This is a genomic window from Allokutzneria albata, from assembly GCF_900103775.1.
GTDB lineage: Bacteria > Actinomycetota > Actinomycetes > Mycobacteriales > Pseudonocardiaceae > Allokutzneria > Allokutzneria albata.
This window is the reverse complement of record NZ_LT629701.1, coordinates 4,400,725-4,423,767: the sequence shown is the minus strand read 5'-3', so window position 1 is coordinate 4,423,767 and position 23,043 is coordinate 4,400,725. Positions and strand designations below refer to the sequence as shown.

General features: G+C 70.3%; 21 protein-coding genes. 7 read left to right on the top strand and 14 right to left on the bottom strand.

Going from position 1 to position 23,043, the window contains the following annotated elements:
* Nucleotides 1-251 precede the first annotated feature (251 nt).
* Together BLT28_RS19565 and BLT28_RS19560 are read right to left on the bottom strand one after the other, a co-directional pair.
* The gene (locus BLT28_RS19565) at nucleotides 252-938 is read right to left on the bottom strand and encodes a glycoside hydrolase family 75 protein (protein WP_030430818.1); all 687 of its coding nucleotides are present in this window, start codon (nucleotides 936-938) and stop codon (nucleotides 252-254) included.
* A 161-nt stretch (nucleotides 939-1,099) separates the two neighbouring features.
* Entirely contained in the window at nucleotides 1,100-1,786 is a 687-nt protein-coding gene (locus tag BLT28_RS19560; protein ID WP_030430819.1) for a glycoside hydrolase family 75 protein, read from the bottom strand.
* A 227-nt stretch (nucleotides 1,787-2,013) separates the two neighbouring features.
* Here BLT28_RS19560 and BLT28_RS19555 point away from each other — a divergent pair, with 227 nt between their 5' ends.
* A complete protein-coding gene (locus BLT28_RS19555; protein WP_030430820.1) occupies nucleotides 2,014-3,228 on the top strand; it encodes a cytochrome P450 in 1,215 nt (404 codons plus the stop codon).
* Here BLT28_RS19555 and BLT28_RS19550 read toward each other — a convergent pair.
* Entirely contained in the window at nucleotides 3,212-3,733 is a 522-nt protein-coding gene (locus tag BLT28_RS19550) for a GbsR/MarR family transcriptional regulator (RefSeq protein WP_030430821.1), read from the bottom strand. The genes BLT28_RS19555 and BLT28_RS19550 overlap by 17 nt on opposite strands.
* A 173-nt stretch (nucleotides 3,734-3,906) precedes the next feature.
* Between BLT28_RS19550 and BLT28_RS19545 the strand changes: the two genes are divergently transcribed.
* Entirely contained in the window at nucleotides 3,907-5,130 is a 1,224-nt protein-coding gene (locus BLT28_RS19545) for a glycosyltransferase 87 family protein (RefSeq protein ID WP_052407573.1), read from the top strand.
* A gap of 112 nt (nucleotides 5,131-5,242) precedes the next feature.
* On the opposite strand, the gene BLT28_RS19540 is transcribed toward BLT28_RS19545, so the two are convergent.
* Complete coding sequence (locus BLT28_RS19540) at nucleotides 5,243-6,883, bottom strand: peptide chain release factor 3 (RefSeq protein WP_043812489.1); 1,641 nt, start codon at nucleotides 6,881-6,883, stop codon at nucleotides 5,243-5,245.
* 425 nt (nucleotides 6,884-7,308) lie between these two features.
* Here BLT28_RS19540 and BLT28_RS19535 point away from each other — a divergent pair, with 425 nt between their 5' ends.
* On the top strand, nucleotides 7,309-7,707 hold the full coding sequence (locus tag BLT28_RS19535) for a DUF3040 domain-containing protein (RefSeq protein WP_030430824.1): 399 nt from the start codon (nucleotides 7,309-7,311) through the stop codon (nucleotides 7,705-7,707).
* Between the two features lie 77 nt (nucleotides 7,708-7,784).
* Here the strand turns inward: BLT28_RS19535 and BLT28_RS19530 are convergent, their stop codons facing one another.
* The 4 genes from BLT28_RS19530 to BLT28_RS19515 are packed head-to-tail and all read right to left on the bottom strand — an operon-like array spanning nucleotide 7,785 to nucleotide 12,615.
* Nucleotides 7,785-8,348, bottom strand: coding sequence for a hypothetical protein (locus BLT28_RS19530; protein ID WP_030430825.1), 564 nt, complete (start codon nucleotides 8,346-8,348; stop codon nucleotides 7,785-7,787).
* Nucleotides 8,345-10,315, bottom strand: a complete 1,971-nt coding sequence (locus tag BLT28_RS19525) for a transglutaminase family protein (RefSeq protein ID WP_156051164.1) — start codon at nucleotides 10,313-10,315, stop codon at nucleotides 8,345-8,347. Before BLT28_RS19525 ends, BLT28_RS19530 begins: the two co-directional genes overlap by 4 nt.
* Entirely contained in the window at nucleotides 10,312-11,580 is a 1,269-nt protein-coding gene (locus BLT28_RS19520; RefSeq protein WP_030430827.1) for a DUF58 domain-containing protein, read from the bottom strand. The genes BLT28_RS19525 and BLT28_RS19520 overlap by 4 nt, the downstream gene beginning before the upstream one ends.
* On the bottom strand, nucleotides 11,581-12,615 hold the full coding sequence (locus BLT28_RS19515) for an AAA family ATPase (protein WP_231950872.1): 1,035 nt from the start codon (nucleotides 12,613-12,615) through the stop codon (nucleotides 11,581-11,583). It abuts the gene before it with no gap.
* Nucleotides 12,616-13,153: 538 nt separating this feature from the next.
* Between BLT28_RS19515 and mraZ the strand changes: the two genes are divergently transcribed.
* The 4 genes from mraZ (at nucleotide 13,154) to BLT28_RS19495 (ending at nucleotide 17,255) form a co-directional block, all read left to right on the top strand.
* Complete coding sequence (gene mraZ / locus BLT28_RS19510) at nucleotides 13,154-13,585, top strand: division/cell wall cluster transcriptional repressor MraZ (RefSeq protein ID WP_030430829.1); 432 nt, start codon at nucleotides 13,154-13,156, stop codon at nucleotides 13,583-13,585.
* Between the two features lie 219 nt (nucleotides 13,586-13,804).
* Nucleotides 13,805-14,767, top strand: a complete 963-nt coding sequence (rsmH, locus tag BLT28_RS19505; RefSeq protein ID WP_030430830.1) for a 16S rRNA (cytosine(1402)-N(4))-methyltransferase RsmH — start codon at nucleotides 13,805-13,807, stop codon at nucleotides 14,765-14,767.
* A complete protein-coding gene (locus BLT28_RS19500; protein ID WP_052407576.1) occupies nucleotides 14,764-15,351 on the top strand; it encodes a hypothetical protein in 588 nt (195 codons plus the stop codon). Before rsmH ends, BLT28_RS19500 begins: the two co-directional genes overlap by 4 nt.
* A complete protein-coding gene (locus tag BLT28_RS19495) occupies nucleotides 15,351-17,255 on the top strand; it encodes a peptidoglycan D,D-transpeptidase FtsI family protein (protein WP_030430832.1) in 1,905 nt (634 codons plus the stop codon). Before BLT28_RS19500 ends, BLT28_RS19495 begins: the two co-directional genes overlap by 1 nt.
* A 7-nt stretch (nucleotides 17,256-17,262) precedes the next feature.
* Here the strand turns inward: BLT28_RS19495 and BLT28_RS40285 are convergent, their stop codons facing one another.
* The 6 genes from BLT28_RS40285 to BLT28_RS19470 all read right to left on the bottom strand — a co-directional run bounded on the left by BLT28_RS40285 (nucleotide 17,263) and on the right by BLT28_RS19470 (nucleotide 23,043).
* Complete coding sequence (locus BLT28_RS40285) at nucleotides 17,263-17,499, bottom strand: hypothetical protein (protein WP_157376091.1); 237 nt, start codon at nucleotides 17,497-17,499, stop codon at nucleotides 17,263-17,265.
* Between the two features lie 38 nt (nucleotides 17,500-17,537).
* Nucleotides 17,538-18,065: an LppA family lipoprotein gene (locus tag BLT28_RS19490; protein ID WP_081900458.1), complete on the bottom strand. Its 528-nt coding sequence runs from the start codon at nucleotides 18,063-18,065 to the stop codon at nucleotides 17,538-17,540.
* A complete protein-coding gene (locus BLT28_RS19485) occupies nucleotides 18,065-19,819 on the bottom strand; it encodes an alpha/beta hydrolase (protein ID WP_043812430.1) in 1,755 nt (584 codons plus the stop codon). Before BLT28_RS19485 ends, BLT28_RS19490 begins: the two co-directional genes overlap by 1 nt.
* Nucleotides 19,819-20,112, bottom strand: a complete 294-nt coding sequence (locus tag BLT28_RS19480; protein ID WP_052407577.1) for a hypothetical protein — start codon at nucleotides 20,110-20,112, stop codon at nucleotides 19,819-19,821. Before BLT28_RS19480 ends, BLT28_RS19485 begins: the two co-directional genes overlap by 1 nt.
* A gap of 65 nt (nucleotides 20,113-20,177) precedes the next feature.
* Nucleotides 20,178-22,217, bottom strand: coding sequence for a neutral/alkaline ceramidase (locus BLT28_RS19475; protein ID WP_156051166.1), 2,040 nt, complete (start codon nucleotides 22,215-22,217; stop codon nucleotides 20,178-20,180).
* Nucleotides 22,218-22,311: 94 nt separating this feature from the next.
* Entirely contained in the window at nucleotides 22,312-23,043 is a 732-nt protein-coding gene (locus BLT28_RS19470; protein ID WP_172806523.1) for an ESX secretion-associated protein EspG, read from the bottom strand.

The following is a 23,043-nucleotide window of genomic DNA, read 5'->3' as shown; positions in this document are numbered from 1 at the left end:
CGGGGGACGCGGCCACGAGCAGCAGGGTCGCGGTCCCGAGCTTCGCGATCGTCATTCGCACGGTGATCACTCCCGAAATGCGCAGGGGGATGAGGTCAACCGTGCGGTTTGGAAAAAGACCAGGCTGTTGTAAGGAGCTTTGACGAACTTCTCGACAGGGGTCGGCCCCGCAAGAGCGCACTCCCTTGCGGGGCTCTGACCTGCATCTTTACTGCATTGTGGGCAATTCTTGGTGATTATCGGGTAAAAGCTCAGCCCACGAGTTTGGTGGCCGCGGTGGCGCCGAGGGATTGGGCGGAGGCCTGATTCTCGATCTTGCTCGCCTTCACTCCCGGAAACAGGATGTAGTCCACGACGGCGCCGCCGACGCCCCCGGTCGACGGGTGCGGGTTGATGCCGAGGAGCTCGGCCAGCCGGTAGGAGCCCTCGCCGATGATCTTGGTAGGGCCGATGTCACCCACGACCGCGTAGGCGACCTTGTCCTTGTGGACCACGGCAGCCACGGTCCCGCCGGTGATGCCGGCCGCCTTCCAGCTCCACGTGCTGCTGATGCCCGGGACCACCACGAACGGCAGGGCGGCGGAGTTGAGGTGCTTGCCGTCGGACTGCTGCCACGCGGTCTCCGGCTGGAAGTACGGGTCCGTCTGCTTGTTGCACTTGGTCGTCACCTGGCCGTCGCAGTCGATGTCGAAGTCGGCCTTCCAGTGCACGGCGTCCTTGGTCTTGCACACCGGCACGGTGCTGGAGCCGCCCGCGTCATGGGCGTACTTGCCGCTGGAGAGCTGCTTCGTGCACTTGGCCACCGCGGCCTTGAGCTGTGCGGCGGTGGGACCGGCGGCGAGTTCGGCGGGCTGCGCTCCCGCCTGCGCCGTGGTGAATGCGGATGCGGCGACGACCGCGAGCGCGGCCACAGCGAACCTGGTGAGCGTCTTGTTCATGGCGACCTCGTTCTTGGCAGGGGAGAACGTCAGGGGCCAGGGGCAGTTCCCCGCCCCTTGTAAGGGTCGTTTACCAATACGTGCGCGCGCTTGTCCGTTGCTGGTCCCGCTGGTGACGGGCGGGAGCTCCGGGCGCGGGGCTCCCGCCCACGCCCACCCGGTCAGCCCACCAGCTTCGTGGCGGACTTCGCACCGAGCGTCTTCGCTGCGCCCTGGTCCTCGATCTTGCCCACCTTCACGCCGGGGAACAGGATGTAGTCGACGACCGAGCCGCCGATGCCGCCGGTCTTCGGGTCGGGGTTGATGCCCAGCGCCTTGGCCAGCGCGTAGGAGCCCTCGCCGATGATCGCCTTCGGGCCGACGTCGCCGACGACGGCGTAGGCGACCTTGTCCTTGTAGACCACGGCGGCCACGGTCCCGCCGCCGATTCCGGAGTTCTTGTAGTTCCACTTGGAGCTGATTCCAGGAACGACGACGAAGGGCAGCTTCTCGGCGTTCAGCGGCTTTCCGTTGGACTGCGGCCACGCCGTCGCGTTCTGCCAGGAGGGGTCGGTGCTCTTATTGCACTTCGGCGTTTTCTGGCCGTCGCAGTCGACGTCGAAGTCGGCTTTCCAGTGCACGGCGCCTTTGGTCTTGCACACCGCGGTCTTGCCCGTGCCGCCCGCGTCGTGTGCGTACTTGCCGTGGGAGATCTGGCTGCCGCACGTGGCGACGGCGGCCTTGAGCTGCGCGGCGGTCGGCCCGGCCGCGAGGTCCGGCTGGTCGGCGCCCGCCTGCGTGGCGGTCAGCGTGAGCGTGGCGGCGAGTGCGAAGGCGGTCACCGCCACCGTGCGGACGGTCTTTTTCATGGTGGCCTCGTTCTCGGCAGGGAAGGGGTCTTTACTAATTAAATGTCACCTCTCGGCGAAAATGCAACGGTGAGTTTTTGCGGTGTCGCGAAGTGCGCCTTTACTCAATCGCAGGCGAATCTTGGCGCAATTCTCGTAAAGTCCTTCGCGGGTCTGTCCGCGCCCCTGGGGGTAGTGCGGCGTTCACAGTCTTCACGAAGTTGTGAAGCAGGTGTAGCTTCCGAAGCATGGACCCCAACGCGCCCACCGCACTGGACGGACTTCCCCTGACCCGGCGCTGTCCGCTGGACCCGCCGGAGGAGCTGACCCGCCTGCGCCGCTCCCTCGTCCCGATGACCTACCCGGACGGCCACCTCGGCTGGCTGGCCACCGGCAACGCCGCGGCCCGCGCGGTGCTCGCGGACCCGCGCTTCACCGTGCGCGCGGAGTTCCAGCACGCGCCGATCCCGATCGACGTGCCCGAGGCGACGCGGAAGCAGCCGGTGCGCCCGGGCATGTTCACGCGGATGGACGCCCCCGAGCACGTGCGCTACCGCAGGCAGCTCACCGGTGCCTTCACCGTCCGCCGGATCAGGTCGATGGAGCCGATGATCGAGCGGATCGCCGTCGAGCTGCTCGACGAGATGGAGCGGCGCCACGCCGAGCGCGGCGTGGTCGACCTGGTCGCGGAGTTCGCCCTGCCGCTGCCGTCACTGGTGATCTGCGAGCTGCTCGGCGTGCCGCACGGCGAGCGGAGCGGCTTCAACGAGGACAGCAAGGCGCTGCTGGCGCTGGACACGCCCATCGACCGGCGGATGCGGGCCTTCGGCGCCATCGCCCAGCTGCTCGCGCGGCTGGTCGCGGAGAAGCGGGCCGAACCCACCGACGACCTGCTCAGCGACCTGATCACGGCGGGCGACCTGACCGACGAGGAACTGGTCAACATCGGCACGGTGCTGCTGGTCGCCGGGCACGAGACCACGGCCAACCAGATCGGGCTCGGCGTGTACGCGCTGCTCCAGCACCCGGACCAGCTGCGCAGGTTCCAGGAGGACGAGTCGATCGCGGGCACCGCCGTCGAGGAGATGCTGCGCTATCTGTCGATCATCCACATCGGACCGGTCCGGACCGCCACCGAGGACGTCGAGGTGGACGGGCAGCTGGTGCGGAAGGGGCAGACGGTGACCATCTCGGTGCCGGTGGCCAACCGCGACCCCGGGCGCTTCCCGGACCCGGAGCGACTGGACCTCGGCCGTTCCGCCACCGGGCACCTGGCCTTCGGCCACGGCGTGCACCAGTGCCTCGGTCAGCAGCTGGCCCGCTCCGAACTGCGGATCGCCTTCACCGCGCTGTTCCGCCGCTTCCCCGGGCTGCGGCTGGCCGTGCCCGTGGACGAGGTGCCGATGCGCTCGGACATGGGCATCTACGGCGTGCACGAGCTCCCGGTCAGCTGGACCGGCTGATCTCCGCGCGGAGCCGGTCGCGCACCTCGCGCCAGCGGTCCAGCATCCCGGGCAGCTCGCCCTGGACGAACTCGAAGAACTCCAGCGTCTCGGTCATCCGGCGGCCGGCGGGGGTGTCGGGGCCCAGCACCGCGATCCCCTCGCGCAGGCTGGCCTCCCACCGGGTGAGCGCGCGGTCCTTGCGCACCGCCGCCTCGTACCAGATGTCGTCGTGCACCCGGTAGACGTCACGCCGGGAGCCCGGCTCGCGCTCCCGGCTGAGCAGGTTGACCTGGGTCAGGTAGCGGACCGCCCCGGAGATCGCCGCCGGGCTGACCCTCAGCGTCTCGGCGAGTTCGGCCGCAGTGCGCCTGCCGGAGTCCACCGCGAGCAGGCAGACGAACACGCGCGCGGGCATCCTCGGCCAGCCGCTGTCGGCCAGCACCGAGGCGAAGCGCTCGACGAACCGGAGGAACGCCTCCGCGTCGCGGCCCTCGATCCGGCCTTCGGTCGTCTCGGTGGTCACTGATGCCTCCTCACACTCGCCCGATCAGGGTAGCCGCCGGACCGAGAGAAGTTCGCATCGCGAAGAACTTCGGAAGCGGCACAACCCCGGCCCGGTCCCAGCGGTCTGTGATGACGGGGGCACGATCCGCCCCGGCTAGGCTGCACGGACTTCGGCTATCGGGAGGCATCACGTTGCTCACCACCATCTGGGACCGCTTCCGCACCCTGGTGCTCCGGAACGGGGCGTCACTGGTCGTCGCGGCGGTGGTCGCACTCGTGGCGGTGGTGCTGTTCCGGCTCGCCGACGCCCGGCACGTCTACGAGGACCTCGACGTCTACCGCGCCGCGGTGCAGACGTGGTGGGCGGGCGGCGACATGTACGGGCTGCTCCCGAAGACGGCCGCGGGCAACCACCTGCCCTTCATCTACCCGCCGTTCGCGGTGCTGGTGCTCGGGCCCCTCGCGCTGCTGCCCCGTGACCCGGCGGTCGCGCTGAACTTCGGCGTCTCCGTGCTCGCGCTCGCCGCCACGCTGTACGTCGTGGTCCGGCGGTTGTGGCGGTCCGGGGAAGCGAAGGGCGCCTTCGTGGTGACCTCGGTGCTGCTGCCGTTCGCGCTGCTGCTGGAGCCGGTGACCGAGACCCTGGACTACGGCCAGGTCAACCTGTGGCTGATGGCCCTGGTCGCGGTGGACTGCCTGGCCCTCTCGCCGAGGTGGCCGCGCGGCACCCTGGTCGGCATCGCCGCGGCGATCAAGCTCACCCCGGCCGTGTTCCTGCTGTACTTCTTGCTGCGCAAGGACTTCCGGGCCGCGCTCACCGTGGTGATCAGCGGTGCCGCTGCCACCCTGGTCGGCTTCGTGATCGCCCCGAACTCCTCGCTGCACTACTGGCTCGAGGGCGGCGCGTCCTCGATGAGCGGCACGCCGTTCTCGGCGAACCAGACGATCACCGCGATGCTGGTCCGGCTGCAGCCGCCGGTGGTGGTGATCGGCGTGCTGATCGTGCTGCTGTCCCTGCTGGCGATCGGCATGGGAGTGGTGATCATCCGGCGCGCCGACGCCCCGATCGCCGTGATGGCCACCGCCATCGTGGGACTGCTGATCTCACCGACCTCCTGGTCGCACCACTGGGTCTGGATCGCCCCGACCCTGGTGATCATGATCGCGTCCGCGCTGCGGGTGAACAGCTACGTGTGGCTGGCCGTCGCCGCGGTGACCACGGTGGTGTTCTACGTCGGGTGGCACTTCAAGCTGCCGACCGCGGGCAACCAGGAACTGCTCTGGACGCCGGGCCAGCACCTGCTCGGCAACTCCTTCGTCATCATCGGCTTCTGCCTGCTCGCCGCGGGCTCCTACCTGGCGTGGCGTCGCCCCCGGCTGCTCCTCGCCCGTCGCGACGCCGCGTTCCTTCCCTAGGGCCACAAGGGAAACGCCCGGCTCGCGGCGCCACGGACCGCGGCCCCGTCCTGTCCCCCGGACAGGTCGGGGAGTCGGGGTAGGTGAAGGCCGCGGAACCCGTCGGACAGTGCTAGTCGTCGGTGCCCGCGACGAGGGCTTCGAGTTTCAGTTCGGGGTGCAGGCGCTGGAGCGAGCCGACGGCGACGGGGTCGGGGAACAGCGCGAGGTCGACGCCGTCGCGGTCGCGGCGCAGGACCTCCGCGCGGCCACTGCGGTCGACGATCGTGCGCTGGTCGGGCTGCGCCAGGATCCGCGCGATGCGGTACGGCAGCCGGTCCAGCAGCAGCTTCACGCCGAACTCCGCCTCGATCCGGTGCGCGGCCACCTCGAACTGCATAGGGCCGACCGCGGCCAGCACCGGCGCGGCGTCGCCACGGCGGTCGGAGCGCAGCACCTGGACCACGCCCTCCTCCTCCAGCTGCTGGATGCCCTTGCGGAACTGCTTGGCGCGGCCGAGGTCGGAGGGGCGGGCCACCGAGAAGTGCTCGGGGGCGAAGCTGGGCAGCTTCGGGAAGCGCACGGCGGGCTTGCCGACGTGCAGGGTGTCGCCCACCTGCAGCGCGTTGGCGTTGACCAGACCGACCACGTCGCCGGGGAAGGCCTCCTCCACCGTGTTGCGCTCGCGGCCGAACATCTGCTGCGCGTACTTGGTGCTGAACGGGCGGCCGGTCTGCGCGTGCGTGACGACCATGCCCCGTTCGAAGCGGCCCGAGCAGACCCGGACGAACGCGACCCGGTCCCGGTGCGCGGGGTCCATGCCGGTCTGCACCTTGAAGACGAAGCCGGAGAACGGCTTGTCCAGCGGGCGCGCCTTGTCCTCGACGTCCACGCGCGGCGCGGGCGCGGGGGAGAGCCGGACGATGGTGTCCAGCAGCTGCCGCACGCCCATGTTGAGCACACCGGCGCCGAAGAGCACCGGGGTCGCCTTGCCGGACAGGAAAGCCTCCTGGTCGAAGTCGGAGCCGCTGAGCGAGAGCAGCTCGGACTCCTCGACGGCGCGCTCCCAGTCGGCGCCCTCCTCCTCGGCGGCCCGCTCCGCGCCCATCGTCTCCTCGGTCGCCAGCGTCGCGCCGCCCGCGGTCCTGGTGAAGCGGGTGAACTCGCCGGTGTCCCGGTCCAGCACGCCGCGGAAGCGCCCGGCCTCGCCGACCGGCCAGTTCAGCGGCATCGGGGTGAGGTCGATCCTGGTGCTGATCTCGTCGCACAGTTCGAGGGCCTCGCGGCCGGGGCGGTCCCACTTGTTCACGAACGTGATCACCGGGATGCCCCGGTGCCTGCACACGTCGAACAGCTTCAGCGTCTGCGGCTCCAGGCCCTTGGCCGCGTCCAGCAGCATCACCGCCGAGTCCACCGCGGAGAGCACCCGGTAGGTGTCCTCGGAGAAGTCGGCGTGACCGGGGGTGTCCAGCAGGTTGATCACGGTGTCGCCGTAGCCGAACTGCAGTGCCGCCGAGGTGATCGAGATGCCGCGGGCCTGCTCCATGGCCAGCCAGTCGGAGACCACGCCCTTGCGGCCCGCCTTGCCGTGCACCGCGCCCGCCTCGGAGATGACCCTGGCGTGCAGCGCCAGCGCCTCGGTGAGCGTCGACTTGCCCGCGTCGGGGTGGCTGATCACCCCGAAGGTCCTGCGGCGGGCCGCCTCCTGGGGAACTCCCGACCTGCCGCCGTCGCCGGGGCTGGCCGCCGGGGTCTCCTCGCCTGTCGCCGTCACCGTGAGCACACTCCAAGTCCTGTGAAAATCGCCCGCTGGATCCTAGTTGCCCACCCGCCGGGTCACGCTTGCGATCGCCCCCGCTTCACAAGGGCATCACGCCGTGTACCTCCTCCGGGGTGAGTTCTGCGACCTGTTGTGTCGCACCACCGCCGAACGGAGGACGGCCCGCCTGCACCCGCAGGAACGCCGGAAACGCGGAAAAGACCAGTTCAGCAAGGCTTTTCTGGGGAAAGCACCCGGTATCCGCCGCTCCCCCGAGCGGATGACGCTGACAACAGGCTGGCTTCGGCAGCGCGGACCGGGTAGTCGCAGCGTCTTACGGATCGTATCCTCAAGGGTGACGCTCCCAACGGGGCGCCCGCCGGGTCCGGCGGCAACCGTGACGCCCGGCGCTAGCGAGAAGATGTGCCGGAGGAGGATCCATGCCACTCTCCGAGCACGAGCAGCGACTGCTCGACCAGATTGAGCGCGCGCTCTACGCCGAGGATCCGAAGTTCGCATCGACGGTGCGCGGTTCCCGGCTACGGCGGCCCTCCAGACGGCGCCGCCTGCAGGGTGTCGCCATTCTGATCATCGGTCTACTACTGCTCGTTGTCGGGGTCGCGCTACCCGAACCACGGGTTGCGCAGATCCCGGTGCTCAGCGTTGTTGGGTTCTTGCTGATGTTCAGCGGAGCCATGTGGGCCCTCTCCGCGTCCGGTCAACGCGACCACAGCGCCGAAGAGGGTGGCGACAAACCACAGCAGACGACACCACGCCGGAGTTCGTTCGCCCAGCGGATGGAAGAGCGGTTCCGCCGCCGGTTCGACGACAACGGTTAGCACTGACACAACCGCAACCACCAAGGGCCGCCACACCGCCTCCCTCTCCCGGGACGGTGCGGCGGCCCTTGGTGGTTTCAGCGGGACGGTAGCGCCGAACGGGGGAACAGCTTCGCGCGCAAGGACATCGGTGCGTTCACCGCGAGGCTCGCCAGCACCTGGTCCAGCGCGCCCGCGAGCTCGGGCCCGGCGGAACCGCCCGCGCCGTACCAAGATCGCTCGACCGCGCCGACGAGGACGCGCAGACCGGCCCGGCCGGACTCGTCGAGGCTGTGCTCGCGGGCCAACTTCGTCGCCGCGACGCGAACCGTGTCGGTCTCGGCCACGGCGGTGCCGCGGTCCGCACTCGCCGCGACCAGTTCCTGCCACGCCGCGTCTGCCGCGTCATCGCCGCCCGCGGCCACCGCGTCCAGCCGTTGCTGCCGCAACGCGCCGCGTGCCCAGGACGGCAGCAGCGCGAGATAACCGCCGCCCAGCAGGACCAGCAGGAGCAGCCACACAAGACCCGGCAGCGCCCACCACAGGGGCAGCAGGACGGCGGTGACGCCGAGTCCTGTCGCCGTCGCGGCCCAGAACTCCGGCAGGACAACGGTCTTCGACAACCGCGCGCGCCACGGCGCCGCCGCGACTGGGGCGCTCATCGCGCTGCCTCCCGACGCCTCTTCCTCCGCGCTCGCGTCGCGACGGCGGCTCCCACCGCACCCGCGACGCCGAGCAGCAGCAGGATCTCCCACCACACCACCGCGGACGGAACCCGCATGGCACCGAAGAGGAGCACGTGGTCGTCCCGGTTGCCGGGGGCCACCGGCGCGGTCGACGAGGTGGGCGCGCTCGACGGGTTCGACGGGGCAGTCGTGGTGCGGCCCGCGGAGGGCTCGGTGTTGTTCTGGCTGCTGCCGCCGCTCGACCCCTCCACCTCGTACGGCGCCGTCACGCCGCGCCCGGTCCCCTGGGGCGTCGGATCGAACCTGGTCCAGCCGACGCCGGGGAAGTGCACCTCGACCCACGCGTGGGCGTCGCTGGTGGTGATCACCTGGTAGCCGCCCGCGTCGTAGCCCTGGGAGAAGCCGATGGCCATGCGCGCCGGGATGCCCGCGGCGCGCACCAGGGCCGCCATCGCGGACGCGAACTGCTCGCAGAACCCGGTCTTGCCGTTGAACAGGAAGGCCACCAGGCCGTCGGAGTCACCGCCCGCCGCGGTCTGCAGGCTGTAGGTGAAGCCGTTGCCGGGATCGGTGAAGTGCTTGCGGAGCGCGAAGACCTTGTCGTAGTTGGTCCGCGCCCCCGCGGTGAGCTGCTTCGCCAGCGTGATCACGCGCGCGTCGACGTCGATCTCCAGGTACTCGGCGCCGATCTCCTCCGTCGCCACCCTGGTGCCCGTCGCGCGCAGGGTCTCCGGACTCGGGTTCGGCAGCACGCTGTGCTGCGTGTAGCGCTCGACGCGCTCCTTCTCGTCACGGAAGACCACGCCGACGCCGGGGTCGTAGCGCCAGCCGTCGGGAACACCCTCCAGCGCCGTGGGCACCCCGTAGACCGGCAGCCAGTTGTCCGTGTAGCCGACGGTCTCGATCTCGATCTTCTTGGATCTGCCGAGGCTTTCCGGGTTCGTGCCCGCCGTGGCCAGCTTGCCGTTGACCGGGGTGCCGTTGAGCGGGCCGTTGAGCGACCAGCCTGCCCTGCGGTCGTAGTGCCGCAGCGTCATGGAGCGCAGGTACGTCGACTCGTCGAGGCCGCGGACCCGGAACAGCTCGATGGGTGCCTTGCGCTCCAACTGGCCCCGCAACGACGCGAACGGCTTGATGCCCATCCCCATCGTTCCCGAGGTGCTGCCGACTCCCGGCAGCCTGCCCGCGGTGCCGACCAGCGTCAGCGTGGAGCCGCCGATGATCGCCACGACCAGCCCGACGGCGGTCACCACCGTCGCGCTGAACCCGGAACCGCCGCGACGGCGGCCGTTCTTCTCGCCGTTCTGCCCGCGCGCGGGCAGCCCCAGCCTGCCGCGCCACAGGCGGTGCCGCTGCGCCTCGTCGACCACCAGCAGCAGCGCGAAACCGCACGCTCCCAACGCGAACGACCACCACGGCAGCATCTCGTCGGCGAGCGAGGCGGGGACGGCGAACACGCACAGCAGCACCAGTCCCGCAGCCGCGGGGGCCTGTGCCGCGGTGGCCAGCGTGTCCACCGCGATCATTACGATGCCGACCGCGAGCGCGGACAGGCAGAGGATCGCCGTGGTGCTGCTCACCGGGGGCACGCCGGTGCGCACCTGTTGCACGGACTCGCTGAGCACCCCGCCCAGCTCCTGGAACGCCTCGTCCCCCGGGAGGAATCCGAACAGCCCGCTGCGGGTGAACACCGCGGTGAGGAAGAACGTCAGCGCGCAGACCTGGCCGAGCGCCACCAGCGCGATCGGCGCGCGGATCGCGCGCAGGCCGGTGCCGACCGCGATCACCACCGCGATGGTGACGGCGACGAAGCCGATCCACCGCACGCCGTCGATCACCGCGGACAGCGCGGTCGCCGCGCCCAGCACGGAGACCGCCGCAGCGACCGATATCGCCGCGCCGTGCTCCGTCGACGGCGCCAGCACCGCGTGTCGTGAGCTCACCAGGCAGTCCCGCCCTTCCCTACGGCCATCCGGTCCGCGGCGCTGTGGCACAGCCGCGTCCAGACGGTGGTCATCGGCGTCCGCGCGTCCGCGATCATCACGCCCCAGCCCGCGGCGGTCAGCAGGCGCGCGACCTCCTTGGGATCGGCGGCCCCCTCCTCGCTGGAGCCCGCCCAGCTCTTGACGTCCAGCAGCACCGCGAGGCTGCGCACCGACCGCTGCCGGTACTTGATCAGCTCGTGCACGGCCGACGGCGTGGTCGCGCCGAGCACCGCGATCAGCTCGCGGCCGGACCCCGGGTCGCCGCTGCACGCCAGGTCCCTGCGGTGGGACGGCCGCAGCGCCGCGAGCGCGTCCAGCACCTCGGTGTCGCTGTGCCCGCCGTTGCTGTGCCCACCCGCGAGCGCGTGCCCGTCCTCGGTGCTCAGCCGGACGTGCTGGCCGTGCCGGTGCAGGTGGAGGCAGATGCTCGCGGTCAGCGACACGGCCCACTCCAGGCTGGAGCTGGGACCGCTGCCCCGGTGCGCGGACTCCCGCGCGTCCAGCAGCACCGCGATCCCGCCGCGCCACGGGCGTTCCTCGACGCGCACCATCAGCTCGTCGCGCCGCGCCGTCGAGCGCCAGTGCACCTTGCGCATGTCGTCGCCGTGCCGGTACTGCCGCACGATCGCGTCGTCCTCGCCCTGCCCGGTGCGCAGCCGGATCGCGCCGTCATCGCCGGTGCCCAGGCCCGCGCCGACCGGCAGCCCGGACAACCCGACGATCTTCGGCGCCACGATCAGCCTGCTGGTCCCGCCCAGCTCGCGCTCGAACTCCGCGAGGCCGAAGGGATCGGTGATCCGCGCCCGCATCGGGCCGAGCTGGTGCACCCCGCGCAGCACCGGCTGCAGCGGGTAGCGCAGACCCACGGAACTCTTGCGCGGCATGCGTTCCACGACGAAGCGCGGCCGGCTGCCCAGCGCGTACGGCACGCCGTCCTCCAGCAGCAGCCCACCCGAGGGGACCCGTCCGGTGCTGCGCAGCTCCACCCGCACCTCGGCGGTGTTGCCCACGTGCACGCGCTCGGGCACCACGTGCCGCAGCGCGACGAGACCGACCCGCGCGCCTGCGGCCAGCGCGGCGGCGAGCACCGGCAGCGCCACGGCGAAGATGGCCACCCGCAACAGGTCGCGCTCGTTGAGCACGAGCGCGCACAGCGCGGCGGCGATTCCCGCGGCGAGCAGGCAGCGGCCGCGGGTGGTGAGACCGGACAGCGCGCCGCGCATCTACCTGTTTCCCCGTAGACCGTTGCGCTGGTACGGACCCGGCTGAGCCGGCCCGGGACCGCCCTGCGGCACCGGAACCCGTTGCACCAGACCGCGAACGAGGTCAGCGGGGGAGCGGCGGGCGGCCTGCGCCTCTGCGGTGAGCACGAGGCGGTGCGCCAGCACCGGCACCGCGACCGCGTGGATGTCGTCGGGCACCACGAAGTCGCGGCCGACCAGCGCGGCCTGCGCCCGCGCGGCCCGCACGAGCTGGAGCGTCGACCGGGGCGAGGCACCGAGGCGCAGCTCCGGCAGGCGTCGGGTGGCGGAGACCAGCTCGACGCAGTACCGGCGGATCTCCGGCGAAAGGTGCACCTGGCGCACCGCGTGCACCAGCGAGCGCACCTGCGCAGCGTCGGAGACCGGCCGCAGGTCCGCGAGCGGGTCGTGCCCCGCGTGCTCGTCCACCATGGCCAGCTCGGCCTGCGGGTCCGGGTAACCGATGGACACCCGCGCGGTGAACCGGTCGCGCTGCGCCTCGGGGAGGGCGTAGGTGCCCTCCATCTCGATCGGGTTCTGCGTCGCGATCACCATGAACGGCGAGTCCAGGGCGAAGGTCCGCCCGTCCACGGTGACCTGGTGCTCTTCCATGCACTCCAGCAGCGCCGACTGCGTCTTCGGCGAGGCCCGGTTGATCTCGTCGCCGACCACGATGTTGGCGAACACCGGCCCGGGGCGGAACTCGAAGTCGGAGGTCTGCCGGTTGTAGATGGACACACCGGTGATGTCGCTGGGCAGCAGGTCCGGGGTGAACTGGATGCGGCTGACGGTGCAGTCGATCGACCGGGCCAGCGCCTTGGCCAGCGAGGTCTTGCCGACGCCCGGGACGTCCTCGACCAGCAGGTGCCCCTCGGCCAACAGCGTCACCAGGGCGACGCGCACCACGTCCGGCTTGCCGACCAGCACCCGTTCCACGTTGCCCGCGATCCGCCGGGCGGTCTCGTGCAGCTCGGCCAGCACGTCGGCGGGGCGCGGGGCACCGTCCGGCTCCGGCATCGGCTGGCCGGGCGGTGCGGTCGGCTGGGTACTCGGCGTCACTCGACAGACCTCCATGGTGGTGCGGCTTCCGCGGTGCCCGCGCGTCATGGCCATGGCGATGCCCGATCCCGCGAGCGGAACCCGTGTGGATGCTCGATCCCGCAAGCGGATCTCGGCGGTCGTCTGGCGAACGACGAGCAGCGTGCCACGCAGTGTGTCAAAACCTGGCGAAGGTCCCCACCCCGTCCGGGAACCCGCTCCGCCCCACCCAGCCCCAGCTGCTCGTCAGCGACCGGATGGCCGCGGTCACTGCTCACCCTAAAGGGGGAATTCCGCTTGCTCCCGTCCCCCGGTCGTGGGAAGCCGGCAGGGTATGGGGCCGCTGTCACCCCCCACGCGGACCCACCCCTTCCGAACTGCGAAAACGCCACGCGCGCGGCCGCGGAGCGGGGCTTGATCGCGTTGACTGTGGTGGAAAGTGGGGTAGTGTGGCGGCCGGTGGGGAGAACGGGGTCCCCGCCGCCGGTCCGCACGGGTCGGTGGGGAGGTGAAGCCGGTGTTTCTCGGTACCCACAACCCAAAGCTGGATGACAAGGGCCGGCTCACGCTGCCGGCCAAGTTTCGCGACGCGTTGGCGGGGGGGCTGATGGTCACCAAGGGACAGGACCACTGCCTCTACGTCTTCCCGCGGGCGGAGTTCGAGCAGATGGCGCGCAAGGTCGCCGAGGCCCCGTTCACCAACGAGGCCGTCCGCGCCTACCAGCGCTACCTCTTCGCGGGTACCGACGAGCAGCGCCCGGACTCGCAGGGCCGCATCACCATCGTCCCGGAGCTGCGCCGCTACGCCGGGCTCAGCAAGGAGTGCGTCGTCATCGGCGCCATCACCCGCCTGGAGATCTGGGACTCCTCGGCGTGGCAGACCTACCTCGAGGACAACGAGGAGAACTACGCGAAGGCGAGGGAGGAAGTCCTGCCGGGGATGTTCTGACCCCGGCGCGTGGTCGTGGCTCGGGTGCCGTGAGGCCTCGGTCCGCTCGAACCCTCGGTCCTGGTGCACCTTCCCCGGTACCAGGCCCGACGAGCGGGCGGGGACCTGGCGACACCCGACGCGCGGTTTCCATAGTGGACGGTCCACACAAGACAGACAGGGGTTGTGGGTTCGGTCGCGAGAGCGTTGAGCGAAGAGTCGGGCAAGGGAGGGACCGCCATGGCGGAAGCGGCGCGCGGCGCGCACATCCCGGTCCTGCTCGACCGCACGCTGGACCTGCTCCGGCCCGCCCTCACGGGCAGACCCGCCGTCGTCGTCGACGGCACCCTCGGCCTCGGCGGCCACTCCGAGGCGATGCTGAACGCCTTCCCCGAGGTCACGCTGGTCGGACTGGACCGCGACCCGCGCGCCCTGGAGCTGGCGGGTGCCCGGCTCGCCCCGTTCGGCGACCGCGCCAAGCTCGTCCACGCCGTCTACGACGAGCTGCCGCAGGCGCTGGACAGCCTCGGCATCGAGCGGATCGACGGAGTGCTCTTCGACCTCGGCGTCTCGTCCATGCAGCTCGACGAGGCCGACCGCGGTTTCGCCTACGCCAAGGACGCGCCGCTGGACATGCGGATGGACCCGACCGGCGGGCTCACCGCGGCCGACGTGCTCAACGAGTACGCGCCGGGCGATCTGGTGCGCATCCTGCGCGACTACGGCGAGGAGCGCTTCGCCAAGCGGATCGTCTCGGCCATCGTGCGGGAGCGGGCCAAGGAGCCGTTCCGCACCAGCGCCCGGCTGGTGCAGCTGCTCTACGACTCCGTGCCCGCGGCGACCAGGCGCACCGGCGGACATCCGGCCAAGCGCACGTTCCAGGCCTTACGCATCGAGGTCAACGGGGAGCTGGAGGTCTGGCGCAGGGCGCTGCCGAACGCGCTGGACGCACTGGCCCCCGAGGGCCGGGTGGTCGTGCTGTCCTACCACTCGCTGGAGGACAAGATCACCAAGCGCGAGCTGGTCGCCAGGTCCACCTCGCGCACGCCACCGGGCCTTCCGGTCGAACTTCCCGGCCACGGGCCCGAGTTCAGGTTGATCACCCGCGGCTCCGAGCCCGCGACGGAGGAGGAGATCGCGCAGAACCCGCGCGCGGCTTCCGTCCGGTTGCGCGCCGCCGAGCGAATCGGGGAGGCGTCATGACCGCACCGGCGCGTTCCGAACCACCGACACCGCGCGGACAGGGCGCACAGCCGGTTCGCGACCGGGCCGCCGAGCGCGCCGCCCAGCACCGGCGCTCCGCAGCCGCCGAGCGCGCTTACGCCCGCAGGGCGCACCGCGCCGGCGCCGCACCGCCCGAGCGCCGCACCGCGCCCGCGCCGAGGGCGCCCTTCGTGCTGCTGGTGATGGGCCTGCTCGGCACCGGCATCGTCGCTTCGCTGTGGCTGTCCACGGCCGCCGCCGCCGACTCCTACAAGCTGGAGGAGACCCGGCGCGAGGTGCGCAAGGGCGCCGAGGACGTGGAGCGGCTGCGCCGCGAAGTGTCCACTTTGGAGTCCCCGATCGAGCTGGACCGGCGCGCCCGCGAGCGCGGCATGGTCCCGGCGGGCGATCCCGCGCGCCTGCAGGTGAAGCCGGACGGCTCCGTCGACGTGGTCGGCGACCCGAAGGCCGCCGAGAAGCCGCGCTCCTCCGTGCGCAGCCAGCCGCCCGCCGAGCAGCAGCAACAACAGCAGCCGCCCGCTCCTCCCGCGGGCCAGCAGCCCCCGGCGGGTGGAGGCGGCTGATGCAGGGCCCGACCCGGCGAACCGGCAGACCGCGTCCGGCTCCGAGAGCGGCGCGGGCCGCGGCGCCGAAACCCAAGCCACCGCGGACCAAGCCCAGGCGCAACCCCAACGGCATGGGCGACCACCGCGTCCGCGTGGTGGTGGGGCGCGCGTTCCTGGTGGTCGCGCTCGTCGCCGCGGGGCTGCGCCTGGTGCAGGTGCAGGGCTTCGAGGCCGAGGCGCTGTCGCAGAAGTCGCTCAAGCAGCGCGTCACCGTGCAGAACATCCCCGGCCAGCGCGGCTCGATCATGGACAGGGACGGCAACCTGCTGGCGTTCAGCGTGGAGGCGAAGGCGCTCTACGCGCTGCCGCAGCTGATCGTCGAGGAGCAGCGCAAGGCGGGCAAGGACCCCGACGAGCGCAAGCGCAACATCGCCGCCTACATGAAGCAGGTGCTCGGCGACCAGGTCGACGAGCAGGAGCTGCTGCGCAAGCTGTTCTCCGACAGCAAGTGGCTGTACCTGGTGGACCGGGTGGAGCCGGCCAAGGCGCGGATGATCCGGGAGAAGTTCCGCGAGATCGGCGCCGAGTACCGGCAGATCCGGCAGTACCCCTCCGGCAAGGTCGGCGCGGACATCGTCGGCTTCGCCAACTGGCGCATGGAGGAGCGCAAGGCCGCCGGCCTGGAAGGGCTGGAGACGTACAAGAACAACCTGTTGTCCGGCAAGGACGGCAGGCGCGTCGTGGACACCGCGGCGGGCAGCGCCGACGTCACCATCCCCGGCTCCGAGCGCGAGGTCGAACCCGCGACGCCGGGCTCCGACCTCCAGCTGACCATCGACACCGATCTGCAGTTCACCGTGCAGAACATGCTCACCAGCTACGTGCAGCGGGTGGAGGCCAAGGGCGGCAGCGCCGTCGTGCTCGACGCGAAGACCGGCGAGGTCATGGCGCTGGCCGACGACAAACCGTTCGACCCCAACAACTTCGCCGACTCCAAGCCGGAGCAGCGCAACAACCGCGCGGTCACCTCGCCGTTCGAACCCGGCTCGGTGAACAAGGTGGTCACCGCGGCCACCGCGATCGAGCTCGGTTTGGCCACCCCGCAGACCGTGCTGTCGGTGCCCGGCAGCATCAAGGTCGCCGACCGCGAGATCAGCGACGCGTGGAACCACGGCACCATCCCGATGACCTTCACCGGCGTGATCGGCAAGTCCTCCAACGTCGGCACGCTCATGATGGCGCAGCAGATCGGCCAGGACCGCTTCGCCGAGATGCTCGGCAAGTTCGGCCTCGGCGAGCGCACCCGGCTCGGCCTGGCCGGTGAGACCTCCGGCCGCGTGCCGCCGCGCTCCCAGTGGTCCGGCTCCACCTTCGGCAACCTGCCCATCGGCCAGGGCCTGTCCATGACCGTCGTGCAGATGGCGGGCATGTACCAGGCGCTGGCCAACGACGGCCTGCGCATCCCGCCGCGCATCATCAAGGCGGAGATCGGCCCCGACAAGGTCCGCAAGGAGGAGCCCCGCCCCGAGGGCGTCCGCGTCGTCAGCCCCGAGACCGCCCGCACCGTCCGCGACATGATGCGCGCCGTCGTGCAGGACGTACCCGGCCAGCGCGGCACCGGCCCCGCCGCCTCGCTGCCCGGCTACCAGATCACCGGCAAGACCGGCACCGCGCAGCAGGTCGACCCGAACTGCGGCTGCTACAGCAACTCCTCGTACTGGATCACCTTCGCCGGCATCCTGCCCGCCGACAAACCGCGCTACGTCATCGGCATCATGCTCGACGCGCCCAAGGCCGGGACCTCCGAGGCCACCTCGGCCGCGCCGCTGTTCCACGACATGGCCGACTACGTGGCCCAGCGCTACCGCGTCCCCCTGTCCCCGGCCGCCCCGACACTGGAGCTGCTGCCGAAGAACGGCTGATTCCCTTTCACAGCAGGATGATCAGGTGGGTTACGAGGACGGCCAGGTAGAGCGTGCCCACGCCGCCCACGGCCACCCACCGCCGAGCCCGAGCACCAAGCCGACCCCGGTCGCCCCGAGGGTGATCAGGACGAACAGCTCCGGCTGTCTGTCGAGCAGGGGTCTCGGGGAGGTTGAGTCTGGCCAGGTACACCAAGTAGCACCACCCTGCGGCCAGGAACCCGGCCACCATCAGCAGTGTCATGTGGACACGGAGACGGATCGCTTGCGGCGTCGGGCCATTCATGGCGTCTTCTTGCCAGCGTTTGCCGGATGCGCCTTCGCTTCGAGGTGACACCCAGTGTGCAGCATCAGTGTTGTGTGGACGCTCGTTCCTAGGGTGTACGAGGCACCCAGCGAGTCGACGGAGATGACCTCGTGGCGACCTGGACTGTTCTCCATGTGACGGGGTGGGCCGAATCCATATGCTGCGTTGATCTCGGAGATGATTTTCACCGCGCGTTCCCATTTGTCGTCCGGGATGTTGCTGGTGAAGTACCAGAGGCCCAGTGTGCGGCTCTCGGCTTCGGACACGTCAGGGAACTCGGCGCACCCTGACCGGCTAAGCGGACGCCTTACCTTCCACTCGACTGGGCCGAGTTCGGCCGAAATCCGGCCACGGACGTCCTCTTGCATCTTCTGGTATCGCTCGGTGGCCACGTCGATGTCGGGACGCCGGGCGAGGGTCTCAAATTGGTCATTCATGCGCGAACGGCCTCCGCAGCCGATGAGAATGAGAAAGCAAAGAGTGAGTGCGGTGATCCGCTTCATCAGTATGGCCCGCGGCGTGCGCGTTGGCGAAAGAGTTCGCCGAGGCCGAGGGGCTTGTCTCGTTGGACCAGATCGTGCAGGCCGGCGGAGACCAGGCCCATGTTGTACTGACTCGTGGTTCCCGGTGCGAGGTAGCCGACCTTGGGTTCGACGGAGGCGTGGCCGACGGACGCGTTCAGATGTCTGCCGTCCGGCAATGTGACATCCTTCGCTGACAGCAGGCCCGCTCCCAGCAGGTCGGGGTCGCGGCCGAAGGTTCCGAACTCGGCGACGGGGTCTCCACGCGCCTCCACCACCCACGAATGGCCTGGTCGCACTTTGAGATCCTCCAGGTTGGAAGTTCCCAGCCCTGGGGAACCGAAGAAGACCGCGTCATCGACGCCCGTCCCCTTTTGCAACGCGAGCCCCGTGGTCAGGGAACCATAGGAGTGGCCGATGGCGGTGAGGTGAGGATCGGTTGTTCGAGATGCGTCAACGCCATTGAGAAATCCGGTGAGCTTTTCCGCTCCCGACCTGGCCGCTGCATCGCTCATCACCGAGCGGTTCTTGTTCAGGAGTTCGTCGAGAGTTGCCTGAGGAGCTTCGTAGCCGATCCATGTCACCGCCGCGACAGACGTCGGTTTACCTTCGCGCTCGGAAGCCCTCTCCGCCACATCGCGGAGCTTGTTCATGTGGTCGTCATAGGCTGGCATGTCGCCTCGAACTGTGGTTCCGAGCCCCGGCGTGAAGACGGTGACATGCTCGGCGGTGTCGACGTTGCCGGATGCGATGGCCGCCTTGTGTCGTGCTCCTGAGGGGTCGAAGACAAGCAGTTGCCGGTCGCCTCTCGACAGTGTCTTGTCAATCGCATCCAACGAGGCGACATTCTCTTGCGTAGCAGCGAGTTTCGCCCTTGCCGCGGCCAATTGGTGAGCGAGAGACAGGTCCGTGCGTTCGCTGCTGGACCGCAGCATGCGTTGCCCGATGTCGTGGATCTCTTTCTCCAGGCGCGAGACTTCCTCGTTGAGCTTGGCGCGTTCGACGGGCAGCTGCGCGCGGTTGGCCTGGTCGCGGACGACGGCGGGCAGGCCGTCGAGGTTGCCGAGCCAGTCGGGGTGTTCCTTGAGCATCGCGGCTCGTTCGGCGTCGGACAGCGACGACCACCAGCCCGCGTTGTCATCGGGGGAGCCGCCCTTCGGGGGACCGATGGTGGAGAGCCCACCAGTTGCTTGTCCGGCAAGGGAAGCGTCGTTGAGTGAAGTGCCGCAGCCATCGTCGATGCGGTCGAGTGCGGCGCGCTCGAGAACGGCGGCGAGGTCGGCGTCGATGTCGTTGGCGCGCCGCAACACCTGCTCGACGCGATCGGCCAGCTCGATCCGGATGAAGAGACGCTCGCGGATCTGGGTCTCGTCGGTCGGGCGGGGATGGGCGACGTCGAAAATCTTGCCGTCGTCGGCGATGGAGAAGCCGTGCTTGCCGGCCATGTGCTCGGCGTCGCCGAGGGCGCGTTGGACGGCCTTGACGGCGTCGGCGGCCTCACCGACGGCGCGGCGCACGGCGGAGATGCCGGCGACGAGCCGTCGCATCCGTTCGGTCAGCTCGCCGTGGTGCTTGGTGGCTGCCTCCGCCGCGGGTCCGCTCCAGCCGGGCGGTGACTTCGTCCCGTGCAGCTCGTCGTCGAAACCGACGAGGGTGTCCCGGCGCGAACCGAGTGCTTGGAAAGCGGCGTCGAGAGTGGGCTGCCGCCATCGACGCACATCGCTGACGGAGACCATCAGAACGTCCCTCCCACGATGCCGTCGCGGGACTGTGCGTCCTTCTTCTCGTAGAGCGTCGCGCTGTCCTCCAAGCGCTTCGCGTGGGCCTGGACGTCCTGCGCCCACGTGGAAACGCTCGACTTCCAGTGCACGGCAAGCTTGGCGGCGGCCGCAGCTGCGGCACCTCCCGGCATCGCCGCGGCGATCTGGTCAGCTTCGGCGGCGACGTTGACCGCCCCCGCACCTTCCCCCGCGCGTCGCGCTGTCCGAGCCGCGGCGCGGAGCGCGTCAGTGACAACGGTGAATCCCACGATCTACCTCCCCCGGCGGCCAACGCTACTGCGTTCGGCTCGGCCGCGCGGGGGAAACAGCACAGCTAGGTGACGGTGAATGCCGGCGAGGTGCCGCTGATCGGGCTCACCGCGCCCGCCAGGTTCCTCGCGTCCCCGCGGTAGACGATGCGGTAGTTACCGGGCTGTGCGGTGCTGGGCACGTCCCACGACACGGTGATCCGCGATGCCGCGACGCCCCACCTCGCCCAGCGGAACTTCGTCGACCAGTCACCGTCGTCGGCGACGCGCTTCCACGCCGTCCCTTCCTGGCGCTGCACTTCGACGAAGGTGCCGTTGCGGTGCAGGTCGTTGTTGGGGTGGGCTCCGGCGAACTCCACGACGACCTGTTGTCCCTTGGCGTAGCTCGGTTTCGGCGCGGTGACCACATCGCCGAAGTTGCCGCCGATCGGCGGCGCGTCCAGCACGACGCCCGGCTGCAACGTCCACACCGAGCCCGACATGTCCGGCGGCGTGGGACCGGCGGCGCTCGGGCGTCCCGCCTTCATGTCAGCGGCCAGGCGAGCGAACTCCTGTTGGTAGGCGGGCAGGCTCCAGCGGCCGAACATGGTGTGACCGGCCTCGTAGTCCTGCTGGTCGTACTCCTCCGGAGTGGTCAGGTATCCGGCGTAGTCGTTGGCGTAGCCCGCGACGATGACGTTCTGCAGCGGCGCGCCGACCTGCTCGGCCACGGTGCGGCGCAAGCGCAGGCCGGTGACGATCGTGGCTTCCTGCGGCAGTCCGATCAGGTAGAGCTGTCCGACGCGGACGAGCTGGATCGGCAGGATCTTCGGCGTCAGGTTCAGCGCGCCGGTGTCGAGCAGGATGTCCTTGGGCGCCTGGCACGCGCGCAGTTCCGGAGAGGCGACGTAGCGCGCCTTGGTGACGAGTTCGATGAGCGGGTTGTTGCCAACGCCCTCCTTGAAGATGTCCGGTCCCGGACCGTCCTCTGTGGACCCTGCCGCGAAGCTGGCACCGAGTGCGGCCTGACAGGTGTTGTGTGCCGCGCCGTCCCCGGTGAACTCAGGTCGCACCGTCGTCCCACTCATGTCCACATAGGACAGACGCGAGTCGACGCCTCCTGTGAGCGCGCGGCCGGTGGTCGCGGCGAGGGCCCGCGCCGCGTCCGCCTGTCGCTTGCCGAGGATCTGGGTGTTGGCGAACTCGTCCTCGGTGGGCCCGCTGCCCGGCTTCAGGTTGAGGTTGGGCGACATGTCGCCCGCGTTGGTCTGCGCGAAGGCAGTGACCAGGCCGGGCTGCCCGGCGAGGTAGTCGGCGCCTGCGATCTCGCGTTCCCAGTGGTAGGCGGCGTATCCCTTGTTGTCGCCGTTGATGAGCGTGTTGTTGCCGGTCATGCTCGTGTTGTGGGTGGCGAACCAGTTGATCGCGCCCACCGTCCTGCCGCCCCGGTCCATCCGCAGCAGCGAGGTCATCGGGTCGATGCCGTCCGGGAAGGCCGCCCGGTCCTGCGCGGGGTTCTTGTCGAAGGCCCGCCGGGAGCGGTTGGCGCTGGCGTTCTTCAGCTCGCCGTTGGCCAGTGACAGCGACCCGGGCGCGAGGTCGTCGTGCGCCCGGTTGATCGACTCGACGATGCCGTCGACGGCGGCGTCGAAGGTCTTGCCGTGGTAGCCGAACGTGGTGATGTTGTAGAGGGAGTAGTGCGACTGCCCGCCCGGCCCCGCGTGCGTGTGGGTGGCGGTGAGCAGCACGTTGTCCGGTGAGTACAGCGAGCCGTGCTTGACGGCGAGCTTGCGCAGCACCGCCTGCCGCACGCTGCCGAAGACCATGCCGAGGTCGGCGGTGACCAGCGCGACCCGCTTGCCGCTGGCCGGATCGGCGACGATGAACGCCCGGGAGCGCTGCCGCTGGTGGATTCCCGATGTGCGCTGGTCGAGCTTGGCGTAGCCCATCATCCCGCGCTCGGCGGCCTCGCCGGTGACGTCGGCGATACCGCGTCCCACCAGGTACGGGCCGTCGGCGGCGGCCCTGGCGGGCTCGCCGAGCTGGACGAGGGTGGCGGCGCCGACGACCACCGCGAGCGTCGCGCCGAGCACCCCCCTTGGCCGATCTCCGGACAACCAGCGCACAACGACCTCCCGGGTGCCGATGCTCGGTGACCGCCGTCACAGCTCACCGGCGCCGACGTTAGCGAGGTCGTCGGCAAATGTGAATGCTTCTCGCTTAATTGGCGGTACTGGTCAGCCGGTCGATCTGGCGCACCAGGACCCGCGAGTCGGCCGGGCTGACCGTGGTCCACCCCCGCGAGTCCTCCATGAGGTACCGGCCGTGCGCGGTGTCGTAGTAGGCGACGACGTGGTCGGCGCGCTTGCGCCCGAGGCTCGCCCCGAACTGGCCGCGCTGCCCCGGCGACTTGATCATCTGGGCCAGCTGCTCGGCGTCCTCGGCGGAGATCTCGCTCCGGAGCGCGGCGGCCAGGGCCCGCGGGTCGCTCCCGGCTTCGCGTGCTGCCCTGGCAAGGGCTTCGTTGGGCACGGACACCGAATGACCAGGTCCGGGGCCTATCGCCGGGAGTAGTTCCGTTGCCGCGCGCGCCAGCCCCGTGGCGTAGATCGGCTTCAGATGCAGCTTTCCGTCGCGAAGAACCGCCAGAACGCCCTCGTCCTCGTCCCAGGTCGCCGCGGCGACCGCGCGCACCTCTTCGCCGAGCCACAGCCGGGCGTCGACGAGGCGGTCCGGCGCGGCGAGCGTCCTCAGCCACCGCGCCAGCCGCTCGTCGAGGTCCGTCCCGGCCACGAGTCCGCTCGTGCGCAGCTCCTGCCAGGCGCCCGCCACGACGGCATCGCGCTCGTCGTGGCGGGCCCCGCGGGGATTGACGAGCAGTGCCAAGGGCATCTGGCCGAGCCCGAGGTGTTCCCATGCCACCTGGTAGGCGGTGTCGGAGATGGTGATCAT

Coding starts and splice junctions, on each gene's coding strand:
- BLT28_RS19565 (WP_030430818.1), bottom strand. CDS start 938: ATGAACAAGACGCTCACCAGGTTCGCTGTGGCCGCGCTCGCGGTCGTC.
- BLT28_RS19560 (WP_030430819.1), bottom strand. CDS start 1,786: ATGAAAAAGACCGTCCGCACGGTGGCGGTGACCGCCTTCGCACTCGCC.
- BLT28_RS19555 (WP_030430820.1), top strand. CDS start 2,014: ATGGACCCCAACGCGCCCACCGCACTGGACGGACTTCCCCTGACCCGG.
- BLT28_RS19535 (WP_030430824.1), top strand. CDS start 7,309: ATGCCACTCTCCGAGCACGAGCAGCGACTGCTCGACCAGATTGAGCGC.
- BLT28_RS19530 (WP_030430825.1), bottom strand. CDS start 8,348: ATGAGCGCCCCAGTCGCGGCGGCGCCGTGGCGCGCGCGGTTGTCGAAG.
- BLT28_RS19520 (WP_030430827.1), bottom strand. CDS start 11,580: ATGCGCGGCGCGCTGTCCGGTCTCACCACCCGCGGCCGCTGCCTGCTC.
- BLT28_RS19515 (WP_231950872.1), bottom strand. CDS start 12,615: ATGCCGGAGCCGGACGGTGCCCCGCGCCCCGCCGACGTGCTGGCCGAG.
- rsmH (WP_030430830.1), top strand. CDS start 13,805: ATGGCGGAAGCGGCGCGCGGCGCGCACATCCCGGTCCTGCTCGACCGC.
- BLT28_RS19500 (WP_052407576.1), top strand. CDS start 14,764: ATGACCGCACCGGCGCGTTCCGAACCACCGACACCGCGCGGACAGGGC.
- BLT28_RS19495 (WP_030430832.1), top strand. CDS start 15,351: ATGCAGGGCCCGACCCGGCGAACCGGCAGACCGCGTCCGGCTCCGAGA.
- BLT28_RS40285 (WP_157376091.1), bottom strand. CDS start 17,499: ATGACACTGCTGATGGTGGCCGGGTTCCTGGCCGCAGGGTGGTGCTAC.
- BLT28_RS19490 (WP_081900458.1), bottom strand. CDS start 18,065: ATGAAGCGGATCACCGCACTCACTCTTTGCTTTCTCATTCTCATCGGC.
- BLT28_RS19485 (WP_043812430.1), bottom strand. CDS start 19,819: ATGGTCTCCGTCAGCGATGTGCGTCGATGGCGGCAGCCCACTCTCGAC.
- BLT28_RS19470 (WP_172806523.1), bottom strand. CDS start 23,043: ATGATCACCATCTCCGACACCGCCTACCAGGTGGCATGGGAACACCTC.